Source organism: Paraburkholderia aromaticivorans (assembly GCF_012689525.1).
Taxonomy (GTDB): Bacteria; Pseudomonadota; Gammaproteobacteria; order Burkholderiales; family Burkholderiaceae; genus Paraburkholderia; species Paraburkholderia aromaticivorans_A.
Window position 1 is genome coordinate 1,323,095 of sequence record NZ_CP051516.1, and the last position, 19,268, is coordinate 1,342,362.

Genomic DNA, 19,268 nt, shown 5'->3' on the forward strand with positions numbered 1-19,268 from the left:
TGCCAGCAGGCGCAAACGCTGCCGGAAAGTGCTCGCCCGGATTCTGTTGCGCGCGCCGGCTGCGTTCATGCAGGACCTTGTGCGAGCGGGTCCGGTGCGGGCCCGGCGGACGGCGCGTCGCCATACGGTGCGCCTGGTTCGGCCGCCATGGGCAACAATGCGGCCGTGTCGTTAGCCGGCATCGGATACTGGAAGCGCCGCCGCGCGCGGCGCCGTAACGGCACTACGCCGGGCTGGCCCATGATCGGGCGCACCGGGCCGTCGTGGCCATTGCGCAGCACTTGCAAATGGTTCGACAGCCAGCCGTTGTAAAGCGCGACCGCGGCAGCGCGATTCGGCGCGCCGAGCTGCTGGAATATGCTGGTCAGATGGATCTTGACAGTGCCTTCGCTGATGCCGAGCGTGCGCGCGATCATCTTGTTGGTGCTGCCCATATGGACGCAGCGCATGATTTGCTGCTGACGGGGCGACAGTACGTTGGCCAGTCTGGCGCGGCGCGGCGGCGCGCTCTTCTCGTCGAACGGCCGGATAGCGATGTCCGCTGGCAGCGGAGGATCGAGCGCCAGCGCGCCGGGCGGTACATAGTGACCGCCCAGCAGCACCATTTCAAACGCGCGCACGATCAAACAAGGATCGGTGTCGCGCGGCACGACGCCGAGCACGCCTTCGTCCATGAGGTCTCGCACGGCGGCCGGCGAGATCTGGTCGGAGAGCACGGCAATGCGCAGATCGGGGTAATGGCTGAGCAGATGGCGAATATCCGCGATCGACATCCAGTCCTGCCAATCGACCAGGAGCAGGTCGGGCCGCTGACGCTTGAGCGTGCGTTCGACCTGACGCCAGTCTTGTGCCTCGTTGAAACGCGCCAGGCGGTCGATTTGCCGCAGCAGTGCTTTGAGCCCATCACGTCTTTCCGCGTCTGAGTTGAGTATCGAGAATCGCATGCATGTCTCCAGATGAGTCGGGCGAAGTGGCGCGATGCGTGCGCACGGCGCGTGAGAGCCGGATGCGTTCGCGATGCGTCGCCGTTCCTATGATGACAAATTCCCTTCAGTTTGACGGCCTGTCCAAAAGGCATAAGAGGAATGACGTAAAAATGAACGGGCACAAAAAAGCCCCGTGCGTGACGGGGCTTTTTATGTCGACTCCGACGCGCAAGACGCGCCCGCGAGGATGGTCAATGGAAATGCGGCTGCGCGGGTTCCGCGTCCTCCGGCATTTCGGCGTGGACGATTTCGCCGAGCGGATCGGCATACAGCGGTACGCCGCAGTCGTCGCAATATTCCGGCTCGAAGCGGCCGGCATGGCGGCGCACTTCGGTCACACCGGTTTCCTTGAGCAACGCGACGATTTCTTCGAGCGGATCGTCCGATGCGGCGGTTTCCTGCGGTTCTTCGTCGATACCGGGTTCGCCGTTCTCACGGCCGTACAGCGGCCACACGACGCCGTAGATCACGTCATTGCTGCCGCGGCGCGTGAAGCCAACGCGGTATTCGTCGATGCGGCGTTCGCCGAAACCCGCGACAACGGCGCGCAACTCCTGCGGCGCCGCGCCGATCGTGTCGAACAGATAGCGCACGGCAGTGCGCACCGTGTGAGGGCGCACGCGTTCGTCGGCATCGCGGCAGGCCGAGTAGTAGGCATCCGGCAGCAGGCACTCGAATTCGCAGCCCGGCAACACCAGCGACAGATTGGCGCCGCCTTGCGTGGCCCATTGTTCAAGGCACTGCCCGCGTTCGATCCGGCTGCCTTGTTCTTCTTCCTGCCAGCGGAATGTCGGCTCGCCGACCGGCGCCGCGACCACAGCCAGCAGGAAGCGTGGGTCAGCCAGGATCGGCGAGGTTTCCGGCAACTCGCCGAAATTCAGTTTGACGTTGCCGCCGGCCATGGCTGCCTGCGCGAGTTGCTGGGCGATGCGCCAGGTTTCGACATGATGACGCGGCAGTTGATCGATGCTGTACAGGAACGGCGCCATGGCGACCCGCGTGTTGGCTGCGAGCACGTGCGCCTGCAGATGTGCGCGCAGGGCGTCGGCGGCGTCGGCCTTGAGCGGGCCGGACGGAATCATGTAGCGCGTCCACGCGAGCACGGGTGCGGCGATCAGCAGCGCCTCGTAAGGCGCGCCTTCGTGTTCGACGATGAACGACTCGCTATGGGTTTCCGCCATATCGGCGAGCGCGCCGTAGGCATCGGGATGATTTTGCTGCAGATGATCGAGCGCGGCGTCCAGCGTAGTCTGGTTGGCGTTGCGGACGATTTTGGCCAGCAGCGCATCGAGTTTCGCTTCCCAGAAGCGGTCCTCGGTGCGGCTGCCCGACGCGAAAAGCGCGAGCGAGAGACCGACAAGCTTGTCGGCATCGGGGGGGAGACGTTTGGCGATTCGCGAGCGCATAAATCCGGAAATTGGGGGGCACAGAACCTTATATTCTAGTCTTTTCTATGCCGCCATATTGTTTGGCCGGCAATGCCGGATGAATTAGGACGTTTCTACAGGAAAAATCAGAGCTGTTGAGCGGACCTGAGAGGCCTTTGCGTGGCGACCTAGCCTGATGATATAAGACGCCCGGGGCGCTTGACTCGCTTCTATACTGACCCTTTCAGAGGGCGCTCGACAAACTTACGTCCGCTCGTCACTGGAGTTTGGCGTAACAGGAGATTCATCGTGAAATCGGACCAACTGATCGAACGTCTTGCCGCGGTATTCGCGCTGATTATTCTGGTGGGCGGCTCGCTGCTGGTGCTGGCGCCTTTCACGACCGCGCTGCTGTGGGGCGCGATTCTCAGCTATAGCTCGTGGGGCTTGTACCGGAGGCTGACCGCGGCCATGGGCGGCCGACGCAAAGGGGCCGCCACCTTGATCGTGTTGATCATTCTGATTGTGGTGCTTGGACCGTTCGTCTACGCGGGCTTTGCCTTTGGGGCGCACGTGCACGAGATCGTCGCGCTGGTGCAACGGCTCTTCGAGGGCGGCTTGCCGGATTTGCCGCCGTGGGTTGCCCGAATTCCGCTGGTGGGTTCCAACATCGAGGCATTCTGGGAGCGGCTCACAAGCAGCAATTCGGAACTGATCGCGCAGTTGCGTACGCTCGCGGCGCCCGCCGGCAAGTGGATTCTGGCGGCTGCGATTGCTGTTACGCACGGTCTCGGGCTGCTGGCGTTGAGCATCGTGCTCGCTTTCTTCTTTTACACAGGGGGGGAGGGTGCGGCTGCCTGGCTGAATGCGGGCATGCGGCGTATTGCCGGCGAACGCGCCGATTATCTGCTGGCGTTGGCTGGCAGTACAGTGAAAGGCGTTGTCTATGGAATTCTCGGCACGGCGCTCGTGCAAGGTATTCTGGCCGGCTTCGGATGCTGGATTGCCGGCGTGCCGGCGCCGGCGCTGCTCGGGTTGGCGACATTCTTCCTGTCGGTGATACCGGGCGGCCCTGTTGTCGTCTGGTTGCCCGCGGCAATCTGGCTGTACCACGGCGGCGCGACGGGATGGGCGATCTTCCTGGTGGTGTGGGGCGTACTGGCCGTCGGCATGTCCGACAATGTCATCAAGCCGATCCTGATCGGCAAGAATAGCGACATGCCTCTGATTCTGGTGATGCTAGGTATCTTGGGCGGCGCATTTGCTTTCGGCTTCCTCGGGGTTTTCATCGGCCCGACTTTGCTGGCGGTCGCCTATACCGTGCTCCACGACTGGACGATCGGCGCGCCGGCTGCGCGCGCCTTGGCACCCGACGTGAAGGCGCCTGTTGTCGATGAGCCGGGCCCCGTAAAAAAGGTGCCTTGAATAAATTCCAGATAACGCTTGCAAGGCGGAGTCGGGCTCGCTAGAATCTCGCTCTTTCGTGCTTCGGACAACGGGGCACGGGAGGCGGGAGAGCCAGCAGTGGCAAGGCTTTCAGCGAAGTGGGCAGGTTCAGAAAGTTGGAAAAACCTGTTGACGACGTAGCGAAAGTTCTTCATAATCTCGTTTCTCTGCTGCTGATGCAGCGACGCAGAACGAAGCGGTGCCGGGTAGTTGAAGTGCGGTGCCGGTTCGGTAGTGAATGCGGACTCGATCTTTAAAAATTAACAGCCGATAAGTGTGGGCGCTTGATGCGCGACGCGCGGTGGATCCTTCGGGATCTGCCGAACAAGCGAAAGTATCAAGTCTCACACAGTAATGAAAGGAAGGTTTGACTGTCGCAAGATGGTTGGATCATTCGTCAGTACGTTGAGTGAGCGACCGGTCTCGGAAGAGACCGAAAAACAGTAACAGGTTTGAACTGAAGAGTTTGATCCTGGCTCAGATTGAACGCTGGCGGCATGCCTTACACATGCAAGTCGAACGGCAGCACGGGGGCAACCCTGGTGGCGAGTGGCGAACGGGTGAGTAATACATCGGAACGTGTCCTGTAGTGGGGGATAGCCCGGCGAAAGCCGGATTAATACCGCATACGATCTGCGGATGAAAGCGGGGGCTCCTTCGGGACCTCGCGCTGCAGGGGCGGCCGATGGCAGATTAGCTAGTTGGTGGGGTAAAGGCCTACCAAGGCGACGATCTGTAGCTGGTCTGAGAGGACGACCAGCCACACTGGGACTGAGACACGGCCCAGACTCCTACGGGAGGCAGCAGTGGGGAATTTTGGACAATGGGGGAAACCCTGATCCAGCAATGCCGCGTGTGTGAAGAAGGCCTTCGGGTTGTAAAGCACTTTTGTCCGGAAAGAAAACCTCCTGGTTAATACCTGGGGGGGATGACGGTACCGGAAGAATAAGCACCGGCTAACTACGTGCCAGCAGCCGCGGTAATACGTAGGGTGCAAGCGTTAATCGGAATTACTGGGCGTAAAGCGTGCGCAGGCGGTTCGCTAAGACAGATGTGAAATCCCCGGGCTTAACCTGGGAACTGCATTTGTGACTGGCGGGCTAGAGTATGGCAGAGGGGGGTAGAATTCCACGTGTAGCAGTGAAATGCGTAGAGATGTGGAGGAATACCGATGGCGAAGGCAGCCCCCTGGGCCAATACTGACGCTCATGCACGAAAGCGTGGGGAGCAAACAGGATTAGATACCCTGGTAGTCCACGCCCTAAACGATGTCAACTAGTTGTCGGGTCTTCATTGACTTGGTAACGTAGCTAACGCGTGAAGTTGACCGCCTGGGGAGTACGGTCGCAAGATTAAAACTCAAAGGAATTGACGGGGACCCGCACAAGCGGTGGATGATGTGGATTAATTCGATGCAACGCGAAAAACCTTACCTACCCTTGACATGTATGGAAGTCTGCTGAGAGGTGGATGTGCCCGAAAGGGAGCCATAACACAGGTGCTGCATGGCTGTCGTCAGCTCGTGTCGTGAGATGTTGGGTTAAGTCCCGCAACGAGCGCAACCCTTGTCCCTAGTTGCTACGCAAGAGCACTCTAGGGAGACTGCCGGTGACAAACCGGAGGAAGGTGGGGATGACGTCAAGTCCTCATGGCCCTTATGGGTAGGGCTTCACACGTCATACAATGGTCGGAACAGAGGGTCGCCAACCCGCGAGGGGGAGCCAATCCCAGAAAACCGATCGTAGTCCGGATCGCACTCTGCAACTCGAGTGCGTGAAGCTGGAATCGCTAGTAATCGCGGATCAGCATGCCGCGGTGAATACGTTCCCGGGTCTTGTACACACCGCCCGTCACACCATGGGAGTGGGTTTTACCAGAAGTGGCTAGTCTAACCGCAAGGAGGACGGTCACCACGGTAGGATTCATGACTGGGGTGAAGTCGTAACAAGGTAGCCGTATCGGAAGGTGCGGCTGGATCACCTCCTTTCTCGAGCTAGACGTGTCGAACGTTGAGCGCTCACGCTTATCGGCTGTGAAAATGGACAGACTCAGGGGTCTGTAGCTCAGTTGGTTAGAGCACCGTCTTGATAAGGCGGGGGTCGATGGTTCGAATCCATCCAGACCCACCACTGTTTCTGCGGTGGCTGCGCTAATTGATCAACCCCTGGGGTATCCGTACAGATAGCGATATCTGTGTATGACTGGGGGATTAGCTCAGCTGGGAGAGCACCTGCTTTGCAAGCAGGGGGTCGTCGGTTCGATCCCGTCATCCTCCACCAATCCTCAATGCGTAGCGTTGCTGTGAGAAGCAGAGCGTTGTGCATTGGCGATTGAGCCAGTCAGAGTGATACGCGGTTATAGCAACCGCGATATCGGCTGTCGTTCTTTAACAATCAGGAAGAAGTAGTAAAGAGATTCACGAAAGGACATCTAGAGATGGGTGTGTGAGTAGGTGAATCAGGGTTGTGATTGTATCAATGTATGAAAAGAGAGATCGAAAGATCGCTTTTGGAATACGGCGCAACACGAATACTCAACCTGTAGCGACTGTTGAACTGCTGCTGTGGCAACACAGGGGTGGCGAGACACACTCGTTATAGGGTCAAGCGAACAAGTGCATGTGGTGGATGCCTTGGCGATCACAGGCGATGAAGGACGCGGTAGCCTGCGAAAAGCGGTGGGGAGCTGGCAAACGAGCTTTGATCCACCGATATCCGAATGGGGAAACCCACTCCGTATGGAGTATCCGTAGCTGAATACATAGGCTACGTGAAGCGAACGCGGTGAACTGAAACATCTAAGTAACCGCAGGAAAAGAAATCAACCGAGATTCCCAGAGTAGTGGCGAGCGAAATGGGACCAGCCTGTACTCTTTATCTTCATTGTTAGTCGAACGCTCTGGAAAGTGCGGCCATAGCAGGTGATAGCCCTGTAGACGAAAACAGCGAGGAAGAACTAGGTGTACGGAAAGTAGGGCGGGACACGTGAAATCCTGTCTGAAGATGGGGGGACCATCCTCCAAGGCTAAATACTCGTGATCGACCGATAGTGAACCAGTACCGTGAGGGAAAGGCGAAAAGAACCCCGGGAGGGGAGTGAAATAGATCCTGAAACCGCATGCATACAAACAGTCGGAGCCTTTGAAAGAGGGTGACGGCGTACCTTTTGTATAATGGGTCAGCGACTTACATTCAGTGGCAAGCTTAACCGATTAGGGCAGGCGTAGCGAAAGCGAGTCCGAACAGGGCGATTCAGTCGCTGGGTGTAGACCCGAAACCAGGTGATCTATCCATGGCCAGGATGAAGGTGCGGTAACACGTACTGGAGGTCCGAACCCACTAACGTTGAAAAGTTAGGGGATGAGCTGTGGATAGGGGTGAAAGGCTAAACAAACCTGGAAATAGCTGGTTCTCTCCGAAAACTATTTAGGTAGTGCCTCGTGTATCACCTTCGGGGGTAGAGCACTGTCATGGTTGTGGGGTCCATTGCGGATTACTACGCCATAGCAAACTCCGAATACCGAAGAGTGCAATCACGGGAGACAGACATCGGGTGCTAACGTCCGGTGTCAAGAGGGAAACAACCCAGACCGCCAGCTAAGGTCCCCAAATATTGCTAAGTGGGAAACGAAGTGGGAAGGCTAAAACAGTCAGGAGGTTGGCTTAGAAGCAGCCATCCTTTAAAGAAAGCGTAATAGCTCACTGATCGAGTCGTCCTGCGCGGAAGATGTAACGGGGCTAAGCAATATACCGAAGCTGCGGATGCACATTTATGTGCATGGTAGGAGAGCGTTCCGTAAGCCTGCGAAGGTGCATTGAAAAGTGCGCTGGAGGTATCGGAAGTGCGAATGCTGACATGAGTAGCGATAAAGGGGGTGAAAGGCCCCCTCGCCGTAAGCCCAAGGTTTCCTACGCAACGTTCATCGGCGTAGGGTGAGTCGGCCCCTAAGGCGAGGCAGAAATGCGTAGCTGATGGGAAGCAGGTTAATATTCCTGCACCATTGTTAAATGCGATGGGGGGACGGATCGCGGAAGGTTGTCCGGGTGTTGGAAGTCCCGGTTTCTGTGTTGGAGAAGGCACTCAGGCAAATCCGGGTGCGCAATTCAAGGGCATGGGACGAGCCGCTTAGGCGGTGAAGCAACTGGAAGTGGTTCCAAGAAAAGCCTCTAAGCTTCAGTTTAACAAGACCGTACCGCAAACCGACACAGGTGGGCGAGATGAGTATTCTAAGGCGCTTGAGAGAACTCGGGAGAAGGAACTCGGCAAATTGGTACCGTAACTTCGGGATAAGGTACGCCCCTGTAGCTTGACTGGCCTGCGCCAGAAGGGTGAAGGGGTTGCAATAAACTGGTGGCTGCGACTGTTTAATAAAAACACAGCACTCTGCAAACACGAAAGTGGACGTATAGGGTGTGACGCCTGCCCGGTGCCGGAAGATTAAATGATGGGGTGCAAGCTCTTGATTGAAGTCCCGGTAAACGGCGGCCGTAACTATAACGGTCCTAAGGTAGCGAAATTCCTTGTCGGGTAAGTTCCGACCTGCACGAATGGCGTAACGATGGCCACACTGTCTCCTCCCGAGACTCAGCGAAGTTGAAGTGTTTGTGATGATGCAATCTCCCCGCGGCTAGACGGAAAGACCCCATGAACCTTTACTGTAGCTTTGCATTGGACTTTGAACCGGTCTGTGTAGGATAGGTGGGAGGCTTTGAAGCGTGGACGCCAGTCTGCGTGGAGCCGCCCTTGAAATACCACCCTGGTTTGTTTGAGGTTCTAACCTTGGTCCGTAATCCGGATCGGGGACAGTGCATGGTAGGCAGTTTGACTGGGGCGGTCTCCTCCCAAAGTGTAACGGAGGAGTACGAAGGTACGCTAGGTACGGTCGGAAATCGTGCTGATAGTGCAATGGCATAAGCGTGCTTAACTGCGAGACCGACAAGTCGAGCAGGTGCGAAAGCAGGTCATAGTGATCCGGTGGTTCTGTATGGAAGGGCCATCGCTCAACGGATAAAAGGTACTCTGGGGATAACAGGCTGATACCGCCCAAGAGTTCATATCGACGGCGGTGTTTGGCACCTCGATGTCGGCTCATCTCATCCTGGGGCTGTAGCCGGTCCCAAGGGTATGGCTGTTCGCCATTTAAAGAGGTACGTGAGCTGGGTTTAAAACGTCGTGAGACAGTTTGGTCCCTATCTGCCGTGGGCGCTGGATATTTGAAGGGGGCTGCTCCTAGTACGAGAGGACCGGAGTGGACGAACCTCTGGTGTACCGGTTGTCACGCCAGTGGCATCGCCGGGTAGCTATGTTCGGAAGAGATAACCGCTGAAAGCATCTAAGCGGGAAACTCGCCTTAAGATGAGATATCCCCGGGGCTTCGAGCCCCTTGAAGGGTCGTTCAAGACCAGGACGTTGATAGGTCAGGTGTGGAAGCGCAGTAATGCGTTAAGCTAACTGATACTAATTGCCCGTAAGGCTTGATCCTATAACCGGTGTGTCTTGCGCACGGTTGAGTGATCGTTTGTTGTGCCTCGAACAACACAGCCCAACGCTTTAGCTCTGGTGAGCATCACCAGAAACTACTTCTTCCAGATTGGCGGTACTGCCCCACCGGCAGTACGGCAACAAGTCATGCCTGATGATCATAGCGAGTCGGTCCCACCCCTTCCCATCCCGAACAGGACCGTGAAACGACTCCACGCCGATGATAGTGCGGATTACCCGTGTGAAAGTAGGTAATCGTCAGGCTCCCTAGCAGCAACAGAAACCCCACCCCGCAAAGGTGGGGTTTCTGCGTTTACGCGGCCGGAAAACAGGTGAAAAACACGCGGGATAAACCACCTTCACTCCTTCCCCATCCGCAGCGTGTTCGCGTAGCCCGTCAGCTTTTAGTCCCTGACATTGTTTCGGCATCCACACTCGACTCCTCGATCCCATCCCTTCAAAACAGCCAAACTGAACCTAAAAAAGCTGTTTTCAACAGACATGTAGGCTGTCCTAAAACAGCATTCATCACTTCCTCAAGCCCCTTCCTGCGCCAACCGGGCAGTATCCCTCCGTCTTAACATTCATCTCAAAATACTGTATAAATATACAGTGAAAACTCGGCACCTCATGCTTGCTCGATGCCGGGCAGGGCGGAGCATTTCCTAATTCAAGAGCGTGTCTATGGCAGCAGCGATTCAGCTTGCGACGACCGCCCTGTCGTCCCAATTACGGCGTCAGGTGTGGCAGGGCAATGAGCTTGCCGAAGCGGACTCGCGTGTGATTTCCAGCGGCTATGCCGCGCTGGATCGGTTGTTGCCGGGACAAGGCTGGTCAGCTGGCGGTCTGACGGAATTGTTGATCGAGCATGGTGGAGTGGGTGAAGTACGTCTGCTAGCCCATGCGCTTTGTCATCTGACGAAGCAAGCCGAACGGCATGTCATGCTCGTGGCGCCTCCGTATCAGCCATGCGCTGTCGCATTGAGAGCCTGGGGTGTCGATGTCGAGCGAGTCTTATGGGTCCGCTCGAGTGAAGACCAGGCCTTGTGGGCCGCCGCTCAGGCTTTGAAGCAGGATGGCATCGGCGCGGTCCTGGTTTGGCTGCCGAATGCGCGCGCCGACAAGGTCAGGCGTCTGCAAGTGGCCGCTCAGGAGTCGGCATCGCTGGCATTTTTGATCCGGCCTGTCGACGCCGCCACGCAATCTTCCCCGGCGCCATTGCGAATGATCTGCGAGCCGCTCTTGCCGGCCAATGCGCAGACGATCAACCGTCGTCAATGGCTGCAGGAGATTGGTTTGTCGATCGACATCTTCAAGCGTCGAGGGCCGCCGCTAGCCGAGCCTCTTCGTCTCGTTTTGCCTATACAAAACGTCTTGTTGCCGGAAAACGGAGTCGGTGGCCATCAAGGGCCAGAGATCAAACATGCTGTGGATCGCAGTCACATTGCCACTCTTGTCGCTGGAAGCGGTGAAGCCACTCGCGCCGCTTCCGGATGGTTCGCTCGCGAAGCCGAATCGGCGTGAGTCGCGCGACGAGACAAGCCAACTTCACGATGCCCAAAACATCGTCGAAGGGCGTTGTTACGCGCTAGCCGACCACGCGCACATCCTGATGCCGGATTTCGACGCACTGCGTGCCGGCGTGCACGCGGGTCATTCGCGTTCGTACGCCTTGGCGTTAGCCCCGGGGCTCGAACTGCTTGCCGCCGATGCCGCCCGCGAAACTCAGGCATTCGAAGCCATAGCGCTTGCCTTGCTGACGTACACACCAAAAGTGTCGCTTGCCGATGCGCACACCCTGTTGCTGGAAGTCGGCTCCGGTTTGAGGTTGTTCGGCGGCTTGCGCGCATTGTTGTCGCGGGTGTCTGCCACGGTGGCGGAATTCGGTTATACGGAGCGCATCGCCTGCGCGCCGACTGCCTGGGGAGCGTGGCTATTGGCGCAGGCCCGCGCCGTTCGGCAGGCGCACCGCTGGCACGTGGTCAAGGAGACCTCACTCGCGCGTGTCCTCGATGGTTTATCCGTATCGCTGCTGCCGGTAACGCAGGCGCATCGCGATGCGTTTTCGCACGTCGGCTGTACGACGCTGGCCGATTTGCGTCAATTGCCACGCTCGGGTGTCGTGCGACGTTTCGGCGGCGGCATTCTGGATCTGCTGGCACAGGCGTATGGCACGCGCCCGGATCCACGCGAATCGTTTCGTGCGCCGGCGTCGTTTCATGCGCAACTGGAGTTGCCCTCGCGGGTTGATAACGCGGATGCCTTGCTGTTCGCCGCGCGCCGGCTGATCGTGCAGTTGGCCGGTTGGCTGAGCGCGCATCATGCGGCGCTCAGCGGCTATACGTTGCTGCTCGAGCATGAATTGGCGTCGCGTCATGCGCCGAAGACATCGAGCTTGAAGGTCGCGTGGGCCATACCGTCACGCGATGCCGAGCATCTGATCTGGTTGCTGCGGGAAAAATTGAATCAGACCGTGCTGGCGGCACCGGTCATCGAGTTGAAGCTGGTTGCGGATCAAATCGGCGAATATGCCGGGCAGTCGGACACCTTGTTCCCCATGCCCGAATCTGATGGCGATTCGATTGCGCGTCTGCTCGAACGCCTGAGCGCGCGATTGGGGCCGGAGAATGTGCTGCAGATGTCGGTGCAGGACGATCATCGTCCCGAGCGGGCAATGCGCGTCGAAGCCTACGAGGCGCAAGCGTTTTCGCGCAAGAAGCGTTCGCCAGCGAAAGCCCGGACAAAAATTAAAGCAGACAAGGCCTGGCTGACCGATGCATTGCAGCACGCCGCATCGGCGGAGGAGGGGCGCGCAGACGGCGATGCGCTTGCGCGAGTGGCACAAGCGACACAAGCGACACAAGCAGCCCAACAGCTAAACGAAACAGCCAACGCAAAAAACAATCACCTATCGGACTCCCAACTGACTGATACCCAAACCTCGCTCGATCTACCCGACAGTGCGTTGCCGTCGCAGCCTCGCCCGGTCTGGATGCTCGACAAACCGCTGCGCCTGATGATGCGCGACCAGCGGCCGATCTATCGTCGGCCATTGAAAATGCTCACGCGCACCGAGCGGATCGAAGCGGGGTGGTGGGACGGCAACCGGGTGGAGCGCGATTACTATGTCGCGGCCGACGACCGGGGCCATATGTTCTGGGTATACCGCGAACGCCTTAGCGGCGAGTGGTATTTGCAGGGTTTGTTCGGCTGACCATCATGTCCCTAACCCAGCGGTCATTCCTTGCGCAGCAGCCACTTGCCACTCAGTTGCCGGCGTATGCGGAATTGCATTGCCTGACTAATTTCTCGTTTCTGCGGGGCGCATCGCATCCCTATGAGCTCGTCGAGCAGGCGATATCGCGCGGCTACAGCGCGCTTGCCATCACCGACGAATGCTCGTTGGCCGGCGTCGTGCGCGCTCACACGGCGTTAAAGGAAATCAAAGCGGAGCGGGACCGTCAGCAGAAAGAGCGCGAGGACAAGGCAAACGCTGCACAATCGGAAGCGCCTTCAGAAGACGCGATAAAAATCGGAGCGTCGCAACAGGGAACCGCGCAACAGGGAACCACGGAAACCGAGGCACTAAAACCTGTCCCTCACCTGATCATCGGCAGCGAACTCAATCTGACCGACGAAACCGGCGAGCCCTTCTGCACCCTGGTCGCGCTAGCAACCAACCGCAACGGTTACGGCAATCTTTCCGAGCTGATTACGCTAGCCCGCTCGCGCGCGGACAAAGGCAGCTATCGCCTCGGTCCGTCCGACTTCACCGATTCTTTACCCCATCTGGCGCATCTGAAGACGTTGCCCGATTGCGTCCTGATGCTCGTACCACAGCGCGCGGCAACGCTCTCGCATACGCTGCGTTGCGCGCATTGGCTCGCCTCGTTCGCTGCACAACGGGCGTGGATCGCGCTCGAACTCTGGCAAACGGGCAGCGACGATCTTCAGATCGACGCCTTGCGCATGATTTCAAAAGCGAGCGGTTTGCCGCTGGTCGCGGCAGGCGGCGTTCTCATGCATGCCCGATCGCGCAAGCCTTTGCAGGACACGATGACCGCCATCGGCCTCGTCACGCCGCTATCGCAATGCGGCCATGCGCTCGAAGCGAATGCGGAGCGGCACATGCGTACGCGCGTGCGGCTTGGCAAACTGTATCCGCGCGATACGCTGGAAGAAACGCTGCGTATCGCCGCGCTATGCCGTTTCTCGCTCGACGAACTCAAGTACGAGTATCCCGAGGAACTGGTGCCCGCCGACGAGTCGCCATCGAGTTATCTGCGCAAGCTGGTCATGGCCGGTGCGATGGAGCGCTGGCCCAAGGGCATCGACCTGAAGCGAATCGGTCAGATCGAAAAGGAGTTGGGACTGATCGCCGATCTGAAATACGAAAAGTATTTTCTGACGGTGCACGACATCGTGAGTTTCGCGCGCTCCAGAAACATTCTCTGCCAGGGGCGCGGTTCAGCGGCGAATTCGATCGTTTGTTATTGCCTGCACGTGACGGAAATCGATCCGGTGCACATGAACATGTTGATCGAGCGTTTCATCTCGCGCGCGCGCAACGAGCCGCCTGATATCGACGTCGACTTCGAGCATCAGCGGCGCGAAGAGGTGATTCAATATATCTATACGAAGTACGGCCGTCATCGGGCGGCACTCACTGCATCGCTGATTACGTATCATGCGCGCAGTGCACTGAAAGACGTTGGCAAGGCACTGGGTCTCGAGGTGTCGTTGATCGAACGGATCAGCAAGTCGCAACAATGGTGGGACGGCACGGATGCAGTCGCCAAATATCTGGCCGAAGCGGGCTTCGACGCCAACTCGCACATCACGCAGAATCTGATTCGCCTCACGAAGGAGTTGCGCGCTTTCCCGCGTCATCTGTCGCAACACGTCGGCGGTTTTGTGATAGCGAAGGACAAGCTGTCGCGACTCGTGCCGATCGAGAACGCGACAATGAAAGACCGCAGCGTGATCGAGTGGGACAAGGACGATATCGACGCGCTCAAGCTGCTGAAAGTCGACGTGCTGGCGCTCGGCATGTTGTCGGCCATCCGCCGCGCGCTGGAATTCGTCGCGTTGAGGCGCGGCTTTCCGAAGTTCAGGATGCAGGATATTCCGCGCGAGGATCGAGCCGTCTACGAAATGTGCGGCCATGCCGATACGATCGGCGTATTCCAGATCGAATCGCGTGCGCAGCAAAGCATGCTGCCGCGTCTGAAGCCCAACAAGTACTACGATCTCGTGATCGAAGTGGCGATCGTACGGCCCGGGCCGATTCAGGGCGGCATGGTGCATCCCTATCTGCGTCGCAAGCAGGGGCTCGAGGCGGTCGACTACGCGAAGGATGAATTGCGTCCCGTGCTCGAACGTACGCTCGGTGTGCCGATTTTCCAGGAGCAGGTCATGCATCTGGCGATGGTTGCGGCGAAATATACCGGTGAGCAAGCCGATCAGTTGCGGCGCGCGATGGCCGCATGGCGGCGCAGCGGCAACCTGGCGAAGTATCAGAAGGATTTGAACGAGCGGATGCTCAAGCGCGGTTATGAACAGGAGTTCATCGACCGCATCTGCAAACAGATCGAAGGCTTCGGCGAGTATGGTTTTCCGGAGAGCCATGCGGCGAGCTTCGCGCTGCTCGTCTATCTCAGCGCGTGGTTGAAGCGCTATGAACCGGCTGCTTTTCTGGCGGGTTTGCTGAACAGTCAGCCGTTGGGGTTTTATTCGCCGTCGCAACTCGTTCAGGATGCGAAGCGTCACGGCGTCGAGGTGTTGCCGCCCGACGTGACCTTGAGCGATTGGGAGTCGACATTCGAGAGACGTGGTCATGAAGGACAGCGGATCTCAGCGGACGAAACCTGTTTGCATCGTCAGCAAGCCGTACTATCGGCGCAGCAATTGCGCGATCTTTCGCTGCGGCGTCTGACGGTGAGCAGGACGGTCCGGCGCGCGGCACAGCGATTGACTGCCCGCGTGTTTCAACCGTCGAACACTTATGGCGCGCGCGGCCCCGCTGTGCGCATCGGCATGCAGCTGATCAAGGGTCTGGCGCAAGGGGCCGCCGAGCGCATCATGGCCGCTCGAACCGAGTCGCAGTTTACCGATGTCGACGATCTGGCGCGCCGTGCGGCCCTGACGCGGCGCGATCTCGAAGCGCTTGCCGCGGCGAACGCGCTGGTCAGTATCGCGGGACATCGACGCGAAGCGTGGTGGGCCGTGACGGCGCAGCACACGGTGCCCAAACTGCTGCGCGATGCGCCGATCGCCGAAGCGCCGCTGATGTTGCCGCAGGCAACCGAAAGCCGCGAAATCGTCGACGACTACGCGAGCCTTGGCCTCACGCTTAATCTTCATCCGCTCGCGCTATTGCGCGCACGCCTTGCCCAGCATCGTTTTCGCACGGCCGCCGAACTCGCCGCATGTCAGCACGGCACGCTGGCGCGAGCGTGCGGCATCGTCACCGTGCGGCAGCGGCCTGGCACGGCAAACGGCACGGTGTTCGTTTCCATCGAAGACGAAACCGGTTCGATCAATGTGATTGTCTGGCCGTCGCTGGTGGAAAAGCAACGCAAGGTTTTGCTGGGCGCATCGTTACTGGCGGTCTACGGCGTTTTGCAGCGCGACGACGGCGTGGCGACCGGCGGTGACAATGCCGGCAACAGAGTGAGCGCGAATCAGGCAAAGGCGAAACAGAAAAACAAGGGTGAGGTGATCCATCTCGTCGCTCATCGCCTTGAGGACCACAGCGAATGGCTGGGTGAACTGGCCACGGCGAGCCGCGATTTTCATTGAGGGAGTTTGCGGCGGCTAAGCGCGCCGGCTCGACGTAAGGCCGTCGTGCCGGCGCGCATCGATCGAATAACAACACGGGCGACTTACCGCGCTCAGCCCCACCTGCCAGACAAAACGTTCTACGCTTGCGCGGCGCCGCGCCAGGGAAACGCCGCTAACACTCGCCGAATCGCCGTATCGAACGGCGTGCGCCGGCCTATTCCGAGCGCATCGAGCCGGGTCGAAGCCAAGTGGCAGTTATGTGGCCGAGGCGTCGAATCGGTCGGCGTAGGTTGCGGCGTCAGATGCGCATCGAGTTGCAGCGCTTCGGCAAGGCGCACGGCGATCTCGTACTTGTTCATCGGTTCGTCGCCGGACCATTGCACGATGCCTCCGATCGCGTCGCCTTGTGCATGCCGTTCGAGCATCTGCCGGATCACGAACGCGACGTCCGGCGTGAAGGTGGGGTAACGGATCGCCCATGCATCCATGACGGCGGGTTTGCTTCCGGGCGTCGCCGACCCGGCGATCGCCGGCACGAGACTCGTCACGGCCGACTCCGCCCAACTGGCGATCGGCCCGTACAGCAGCGGCAAACGCAGCACGCAGCCGAGGTCGGTCGATTCAGTCAGCGCGCGCTCGCCTTCGAGCTTGCTGTGCCCATAGGCGTTGAGCGGCGCAGGCGCGGAATCGTGCTGGTAGGGCGGGTGCGTGCCGTCGAACACGTAATCGGTAGAGATCGACAGCGTCCATGCGCCGCGTCGGTTCGCCGCCGCGGCAAGGGTGCGCACCGCATCGACATTCAGCGCGCGGGCCAGCGCCGGATCATGCTCGCACACGTCCGGCCGACGCTCTGCCGCGGCAATCACGAGCGCGTCCGGCGCTTCGCGCTCGACGAACTGCTCGACCGCCCGCGCGTTGCGGATATCCAGCGCGACCTTGCCCGGCGCCGGCCGGCTGACCGCTGTGGCGACGACTTGCCAACCGGCCTGCTGCGCCAGTTCGTCGACGAGCGCGCGGCCGAGCAGCCCGGAGGCACCAATGACGGCAACTTTGAACATGACGTGAACTCGCTTAACGGGCCGCGCCGGGTGAGCCGCTGGTCGCGCCGCTTGTGATGCCCGTCACGGTGTAGCCGGCTTCGTCGATGGCAGCCTTCAGCGTCTCGGCCGGTTGCGCCGATTCCACGGCGACGCGCCCGGATGCCAGATCCACGTGGACTTGCGCGGCTTCGTCGTGTTCGCGGATGGCGTTCGTGACCGCTGTCACACAATGCTGGCAGCTCATGCCTTCTACCTGGAATTCGATCGTCATCGGGATTGCCTCGGAAAAGTGGATAGTGCGATGGTTGAATTATGCCTGCCGATCTGCAATTCAGTGGATGACCTTCCCATCATGGGAAGGTGTACGATCGACGCACACACTGGAGAAACGGCCATGAATATCGGTGAAGCGGCCCGCGCGTCGGGCCTCACGGCGAAAATGATCCGCTACTACGAGAGCGTCGGCTTGCTGGCGGCGAAATCGCGTACCAGCGCCAACTATCGCGTATACGGTCCGCAAGAGGTTCATTCGCTGCGCTTCATCCGCCAGGCGCGCCGGCTCGGCTTTCTGATCGAGGACATTCGACGGCTGCTGGCACTGTGGCACGATCGCTCGCGGGCCAGCGCCGAGGTGAAGACCATTGCGCTGGAGCACGTCGCGGAACTTGATCGCCGCATCGCCGAACTGACTGACATGCGCGACACGTTGGCACACCTAGCTGACCATTGTCACGGCGACGACCGTCCTGATTGTCCGATTATCGAGCGGCTCGCCGATACCGATGTGGTTTCGGGGCAGGGTTGTCATCCGATTTGAGTGGTGTTTTTGGCGTGACGGGTAACCTGGCGGCTGGATTCGTCGCAACCAGTGCGAGATTTGCACCAATATCGTGCTTAAAAATATGGGGCAATATCGGCTGCCACAGAAAATCATTCTCAAAACAAGCCAAATCAATCACTTACGTGCACCACGCGCATGCACCATTCCAAATCGGAATGCACGTCATGCGGGCATTTCACTAGTCAGGTTGCACTATAGGGCTATAATCAGGGTTAACCCTTTTACGGGAAATCCCTGATGCCCAATCCACCGGGGATTCAATCTGATCCTTGGAGAACATCATGTTTGCATACGTACTTGAAAAGCTGAGCACCTGGTTTGAAACCGCTGAACGCACCCGTCGCGAAGCCTACCTGGCATCGTCGTCGGACATCGTCCAACTCGAACAGCGCATCCGCTCACTCGAAACCAACGGCTACTCGCTGTAAGTTTCACTGGCATCGCGTTTGACCCGGCAGCGTTCATCGCGCAGCCACGGCAGTAAAAGCGTCAAGCCCCGTCTATGCGGGGCTTTGTCACATCTGGACTGCGAGAATTGCAGTCGGACGGCGTTCGAAGGCTACGCGTGGCGAATATCGACTAGCCTCGCGACGACCGTCGCGGTAAGGTAAAGCGTTTTCTGCGAAATCCGGCTTTCCAAAACTCAACCGGTCCGCCTATGCTACCTGTCCGCCCGCTCAAATCCATTCTGGCCGTGACCATTGCAGCCTCGCTGACCACGGTCTTTGCCGTGTCGACCGCTTGTGCTGCGTCGGCCAGTGCGCGCAAGCCGGTGATTCTCGACTCGCAGAACGGCATCAATGACGGCCAGAGCGGTACCGTGCTGCAGACCGCGCCGCTTTCGCATCAGCCGATCGTCGAAGCGCAGCCCATCGCGACGCCGGCCGAACTGGCGCCGAATTCGTCGATCCCGATCGTCGTTGCGCCCTATATCCCGTTGCCCGCGGGCGGAGGTACGTTGCCGCCGCGACCGCAGCCGCGTCCAGCGCCTCGGCCGCAATAGGCGCTTGCGGCGCGACCACTCCGAGCAGTTCTTTTCCATCTCCGTCGATGCTTCGGTGAGCGGCTAGTCCGCCGCCGGGTGGATGCTTGCGCGAGTACGCCTGCGATTGACGCAGCCCCGCCTTACTCGCCGGCGACTGCAGCGCGTGACAGCTGGCCGTGAGCACAGCCACGAGATCGACGACTTACGCGCCGACATGTCGCGTGCGCCATTGGGGTTTGGGCGCATGGCGCGGGCGAAACCGTCCGACGACAATCATCGCGCGCGGTCTCTCGCCAGCGACTCGGGCCACATATCAAGCCCGGCACGACCGCATCGAAC

At 59.2% G+C, this 19,268-nt stretch carries 11 protein-coding genes, 2 tRNA genes and 3 rRNA genes; 12 read left to right on the plus strand and 4 right to left on the minus strand.

Annotated elements, in window-relative coordinates; translation table 11 throughout:
• Window positions 1–65 precede the first annotated feature (65 nt).
• Window positions 66–944 carry a response regulator transcription factor gene (locus HF916_RS33895; protein WP_168793187.1) on the minus strand — a complete coding sequence of 293 codons (879 nt, stop codon included), beginning with the start codon at window positions 942–944 and terminating at the stop codon, window positions 66–68.
• Between the two features lie 233 nt (window positions 945–1,177).
• Window positions 1,178–2,392: a DUF2863 family protein gene (locus HF916_RS33900; RefSeq protein ID WP_168793188.1), complete on the minus strand. Its 1,215-nt coding sequence runs from the start codon at window positions 2,390–2,392 to the stop codon at window positions 1,178–1,180.
• Between the two features lie 270 nt (window positions 2,393–2,662).
• On the opposite strand from HF916_RS33900, the gene HF916_RS33905 reads away from it, so the two are divergent.
• From HF916_RS33905 to HF916_RS33945, 9 genes are all read left to right on the plus strand, one after another.
• On the plus strand, window positions 2,663–3,778 hold the full coding sequence (locus HF916_RS33905; protein ID WP_206002032.1) for an AI-2E family transporter: 1,116 nt from the start codon (window positions 2,663–2,665) through the stop codon (window positions 3,776–3,778).
• A 475-nt stretch (window positions 3,779–4,253) separates the two neighbouring features.
• Window positions 4,254–5,786 (plus strand): 16S ribosomal RNA (locus tag HF916_RS33910).
• A gap of 65 nt (window positions 5,787–5,851) precedes the next feature.
• Window positions 5,852–5,928: transfer RNA gene (locus HF916_RS33915), tRNA-Ile, on the plus strand.
• Between the two features lie 74 nt (window positions 5,929–6,002).
• Window positions 6,003–6,078: transfer RNA gene (locus HF916_RS33920), tRNA-Ala, on the plus strand.
• A gap of 321 nt (window positions 6,079–6,399) precedes the next feature.
• Window positions 6,400–9,281, plus strand: a 23S ribosomal RNA gene (locus tag HF916_RS33925).
• Window positions 9,282–9,430: 149 nt separating this feature from the next.
• Window positions 9,431–9,544 (plus strand): 5S ribosomal RNA (gene rrf, locus HF916_RS33930).
• Together the 16S, 23S and 5S rRNA genes with 2 tRNA genes alongside form the textbook arrangement of a ribosomal RNA operon.
• A 420-nt stretch (window positions 9,545–9,964) precedes the next feature.
• On the plus strand, window positions 9,965–10,804 hold the full coding sequence (gene imuA / locus HF916_RS33935) for a translesion DNA synthesis-associated protein ImuA (RefSeq protein WP_168793189.1): 840 nt from the start codon (window positions 9,965–9,967) through the stop codon (window positions 10,802–10,804).
• The gene (locus HF916_RS33940) at window positions 10,704–12,494 is read left to right on the plus strand and encodes a Y-family DNA polymerase (protein WP_168793190.1); all 1,791 of its coding nucleotides are present in this window, start codon (window positions 10,704–10,706) and stop codon (window positions 12,492–12,494) included. Before imuA ends, HF916_RS33940 begins: the two co-directional genes overlap by 101 nt.
• A gap of 5 nt (window positions 12,495–12,499) precedes the next feature.
• On the plus strand, window positions 12,500–16,081 hold the full coding sequence (locus HF916_RS33945) for an error-prone DNA polymerase (RefSeq protein WP_168793191.1): 3,582 nt from the start codon (window positions 12,500–12,502) through the stop codon (window positions 16,079–16,081).
• Window positions 16,082–16,200: 119 nt separating this feature from the next.
• Here the strand turns inward: HF916_RS33945 and HF916_RS33950 are convergent, their stop codons facing one another.
• Both HF916_RS33950 and HF916_RS33955 read right to left on the minus strand, forming a co-directional pair.
• Window positions 16,201–17,121: a dTDP-4-dehydrorhamnose reductase family protein gene (locus HF916_RS33950; protein ID WP_168793192.1), complete on the minus strand. Its 921-nt coding sequence runs from the start codon at window positions 17,119–17,121 to the stop codon at window positions 16,201–16,203.
• 13 nt (window positions 17,122–17,134) lie between these two features.
• On the minus strand, window positions 17,135–17,374 hold the full coding sequence (locus HF916_RS33955; protein ID WP_168793193.1) for a heavy-metal-associated domain-containing protein: 240 nt from the start codon (window positions 17,372–17,374) through the stop codon (window positions 17,135–17,137).
• A gap of 123 nt (window positions 17,375–17,497) precedes the next feature.
• On the opposite strand from HF916_RS33955, the gene cueR reads away from it, so the two are divergent.
• The 3 genes from cueR (at window position 17,498) to HF916_RS33970 (ending at window position 18,947) form a co-directional block, all read left to right on the plus strand.
• Complete coding sequence (cueR, locus tag HF916_RS33960) at window positions 17,498–17,920, plus strand: Cu(I)-responsive transcriptional regulator (protein WP_168795743.1); 423 nt, start codon at window positions 17,498–17,500, stop codon at window positions 17,918–17,920.
• A gap of 305 nt (window positions 17,921–18,225) precedes the next feature.
• Complete coding sequence (locus HF916_RS33965) at window positions 18,226–18,372, plus strand: DUF3563 family protein (protein ID WP_012432419.1); 147 nt, start codon at window positions 18,226–18,228, stop codon at window positions 18,370–18,372.
• Window positions 18,373–18,602: 230 nt separating this feature from the next.
• Window positions 18,603–18,947: a hypothetical protein gene (locus tag HF916_RS33970; RefSeq protein WP_168793194.1), complete on the plus strand. Its 345-nt coding sequence runs from the start codon at window positions 18,603–18,605 to the stop codon at window positions 18,945–18,947.
• Window positions 18,948–19,268: the final 321 nt, after the last annotated feature.

What these genes read in the sequence shown, in the direction of transcription:
- HF916_RS33895 (WP_168793187.1), bottom strand. Translation starts at nt 944, where the DNA reads ATGCGATTCTCGATACTCAACTCAGACGCGGAAAGACGTGATGGGCTC.
- HF916_RS33900 (WP_168793188.1), bottom strand. Translation starts at nt 2,392, where the DNA reads ATGCGCTCGCGAATCGCCAAACGTCTCCCCCCCGATGCCGACAAGCTT.
- imuA (WP_168793189.1), top strand. Translation starts at nt 9,965, where the DNA reads ATGGCAGCAGCGATTCAGCTTGCGACGACCGCCCTGTCGTCCCAATTA.
- HF916_RS33940 (WP_168793190.1), top strand. Translation starts at nt 10,704, where the DNA reads ATGCTGTGGATCGCAGTCACATTGCCACTCTTGTCGCTGGAAGCGGTG.
- HF916_RS33945 (WP_168793191.1), top strand. Translation starts at nt 12,500, where the DNA reads ATGTCCCTAACCCAGCGGTCATTCCTTGCGCAGCAGCCACTTGCCACT.
- HF916_RS33950 (WP_168793192.1), bottom strand. Translation starts at nt 17,121, where the DNA reads ATGTTCAAAGTTGCCGTCATTGGTGCCTCCGGGCTGCTCGGCCGCGCG.
- HF916_RS33955 (WP_168793193.1), bottom strand. Translation starts at nt 17,374, where the DNA reads ATGACGATCGAATTCCAGGTAGAAGGCATGAGCTGCCAGCATTGTGTG.
- cueR (WP_168795743.1), top strand. Translation starts at nt 17,498, where the DNA reads ATGAATATCGGTGAAGCGGCCCGCGCGTCGGGCCTCACGGCGAAAATG.
- HF916_RS33965 (WP_012432419.1), top strand. Translation starts at nt 18,226, where the DNA reads ATGTTTGCATACGTACTTGAAAAGCTGAGCACCTGGTTTGAAACCGCT.
- HF916_RS33970 (WP_168793194.1), top strand. Translation starts at nt 18,603, where the DNA reads ATGCTACCTGTCCGCCCGCTCAAATCCATTCTGGCCGTGACCATTGCA.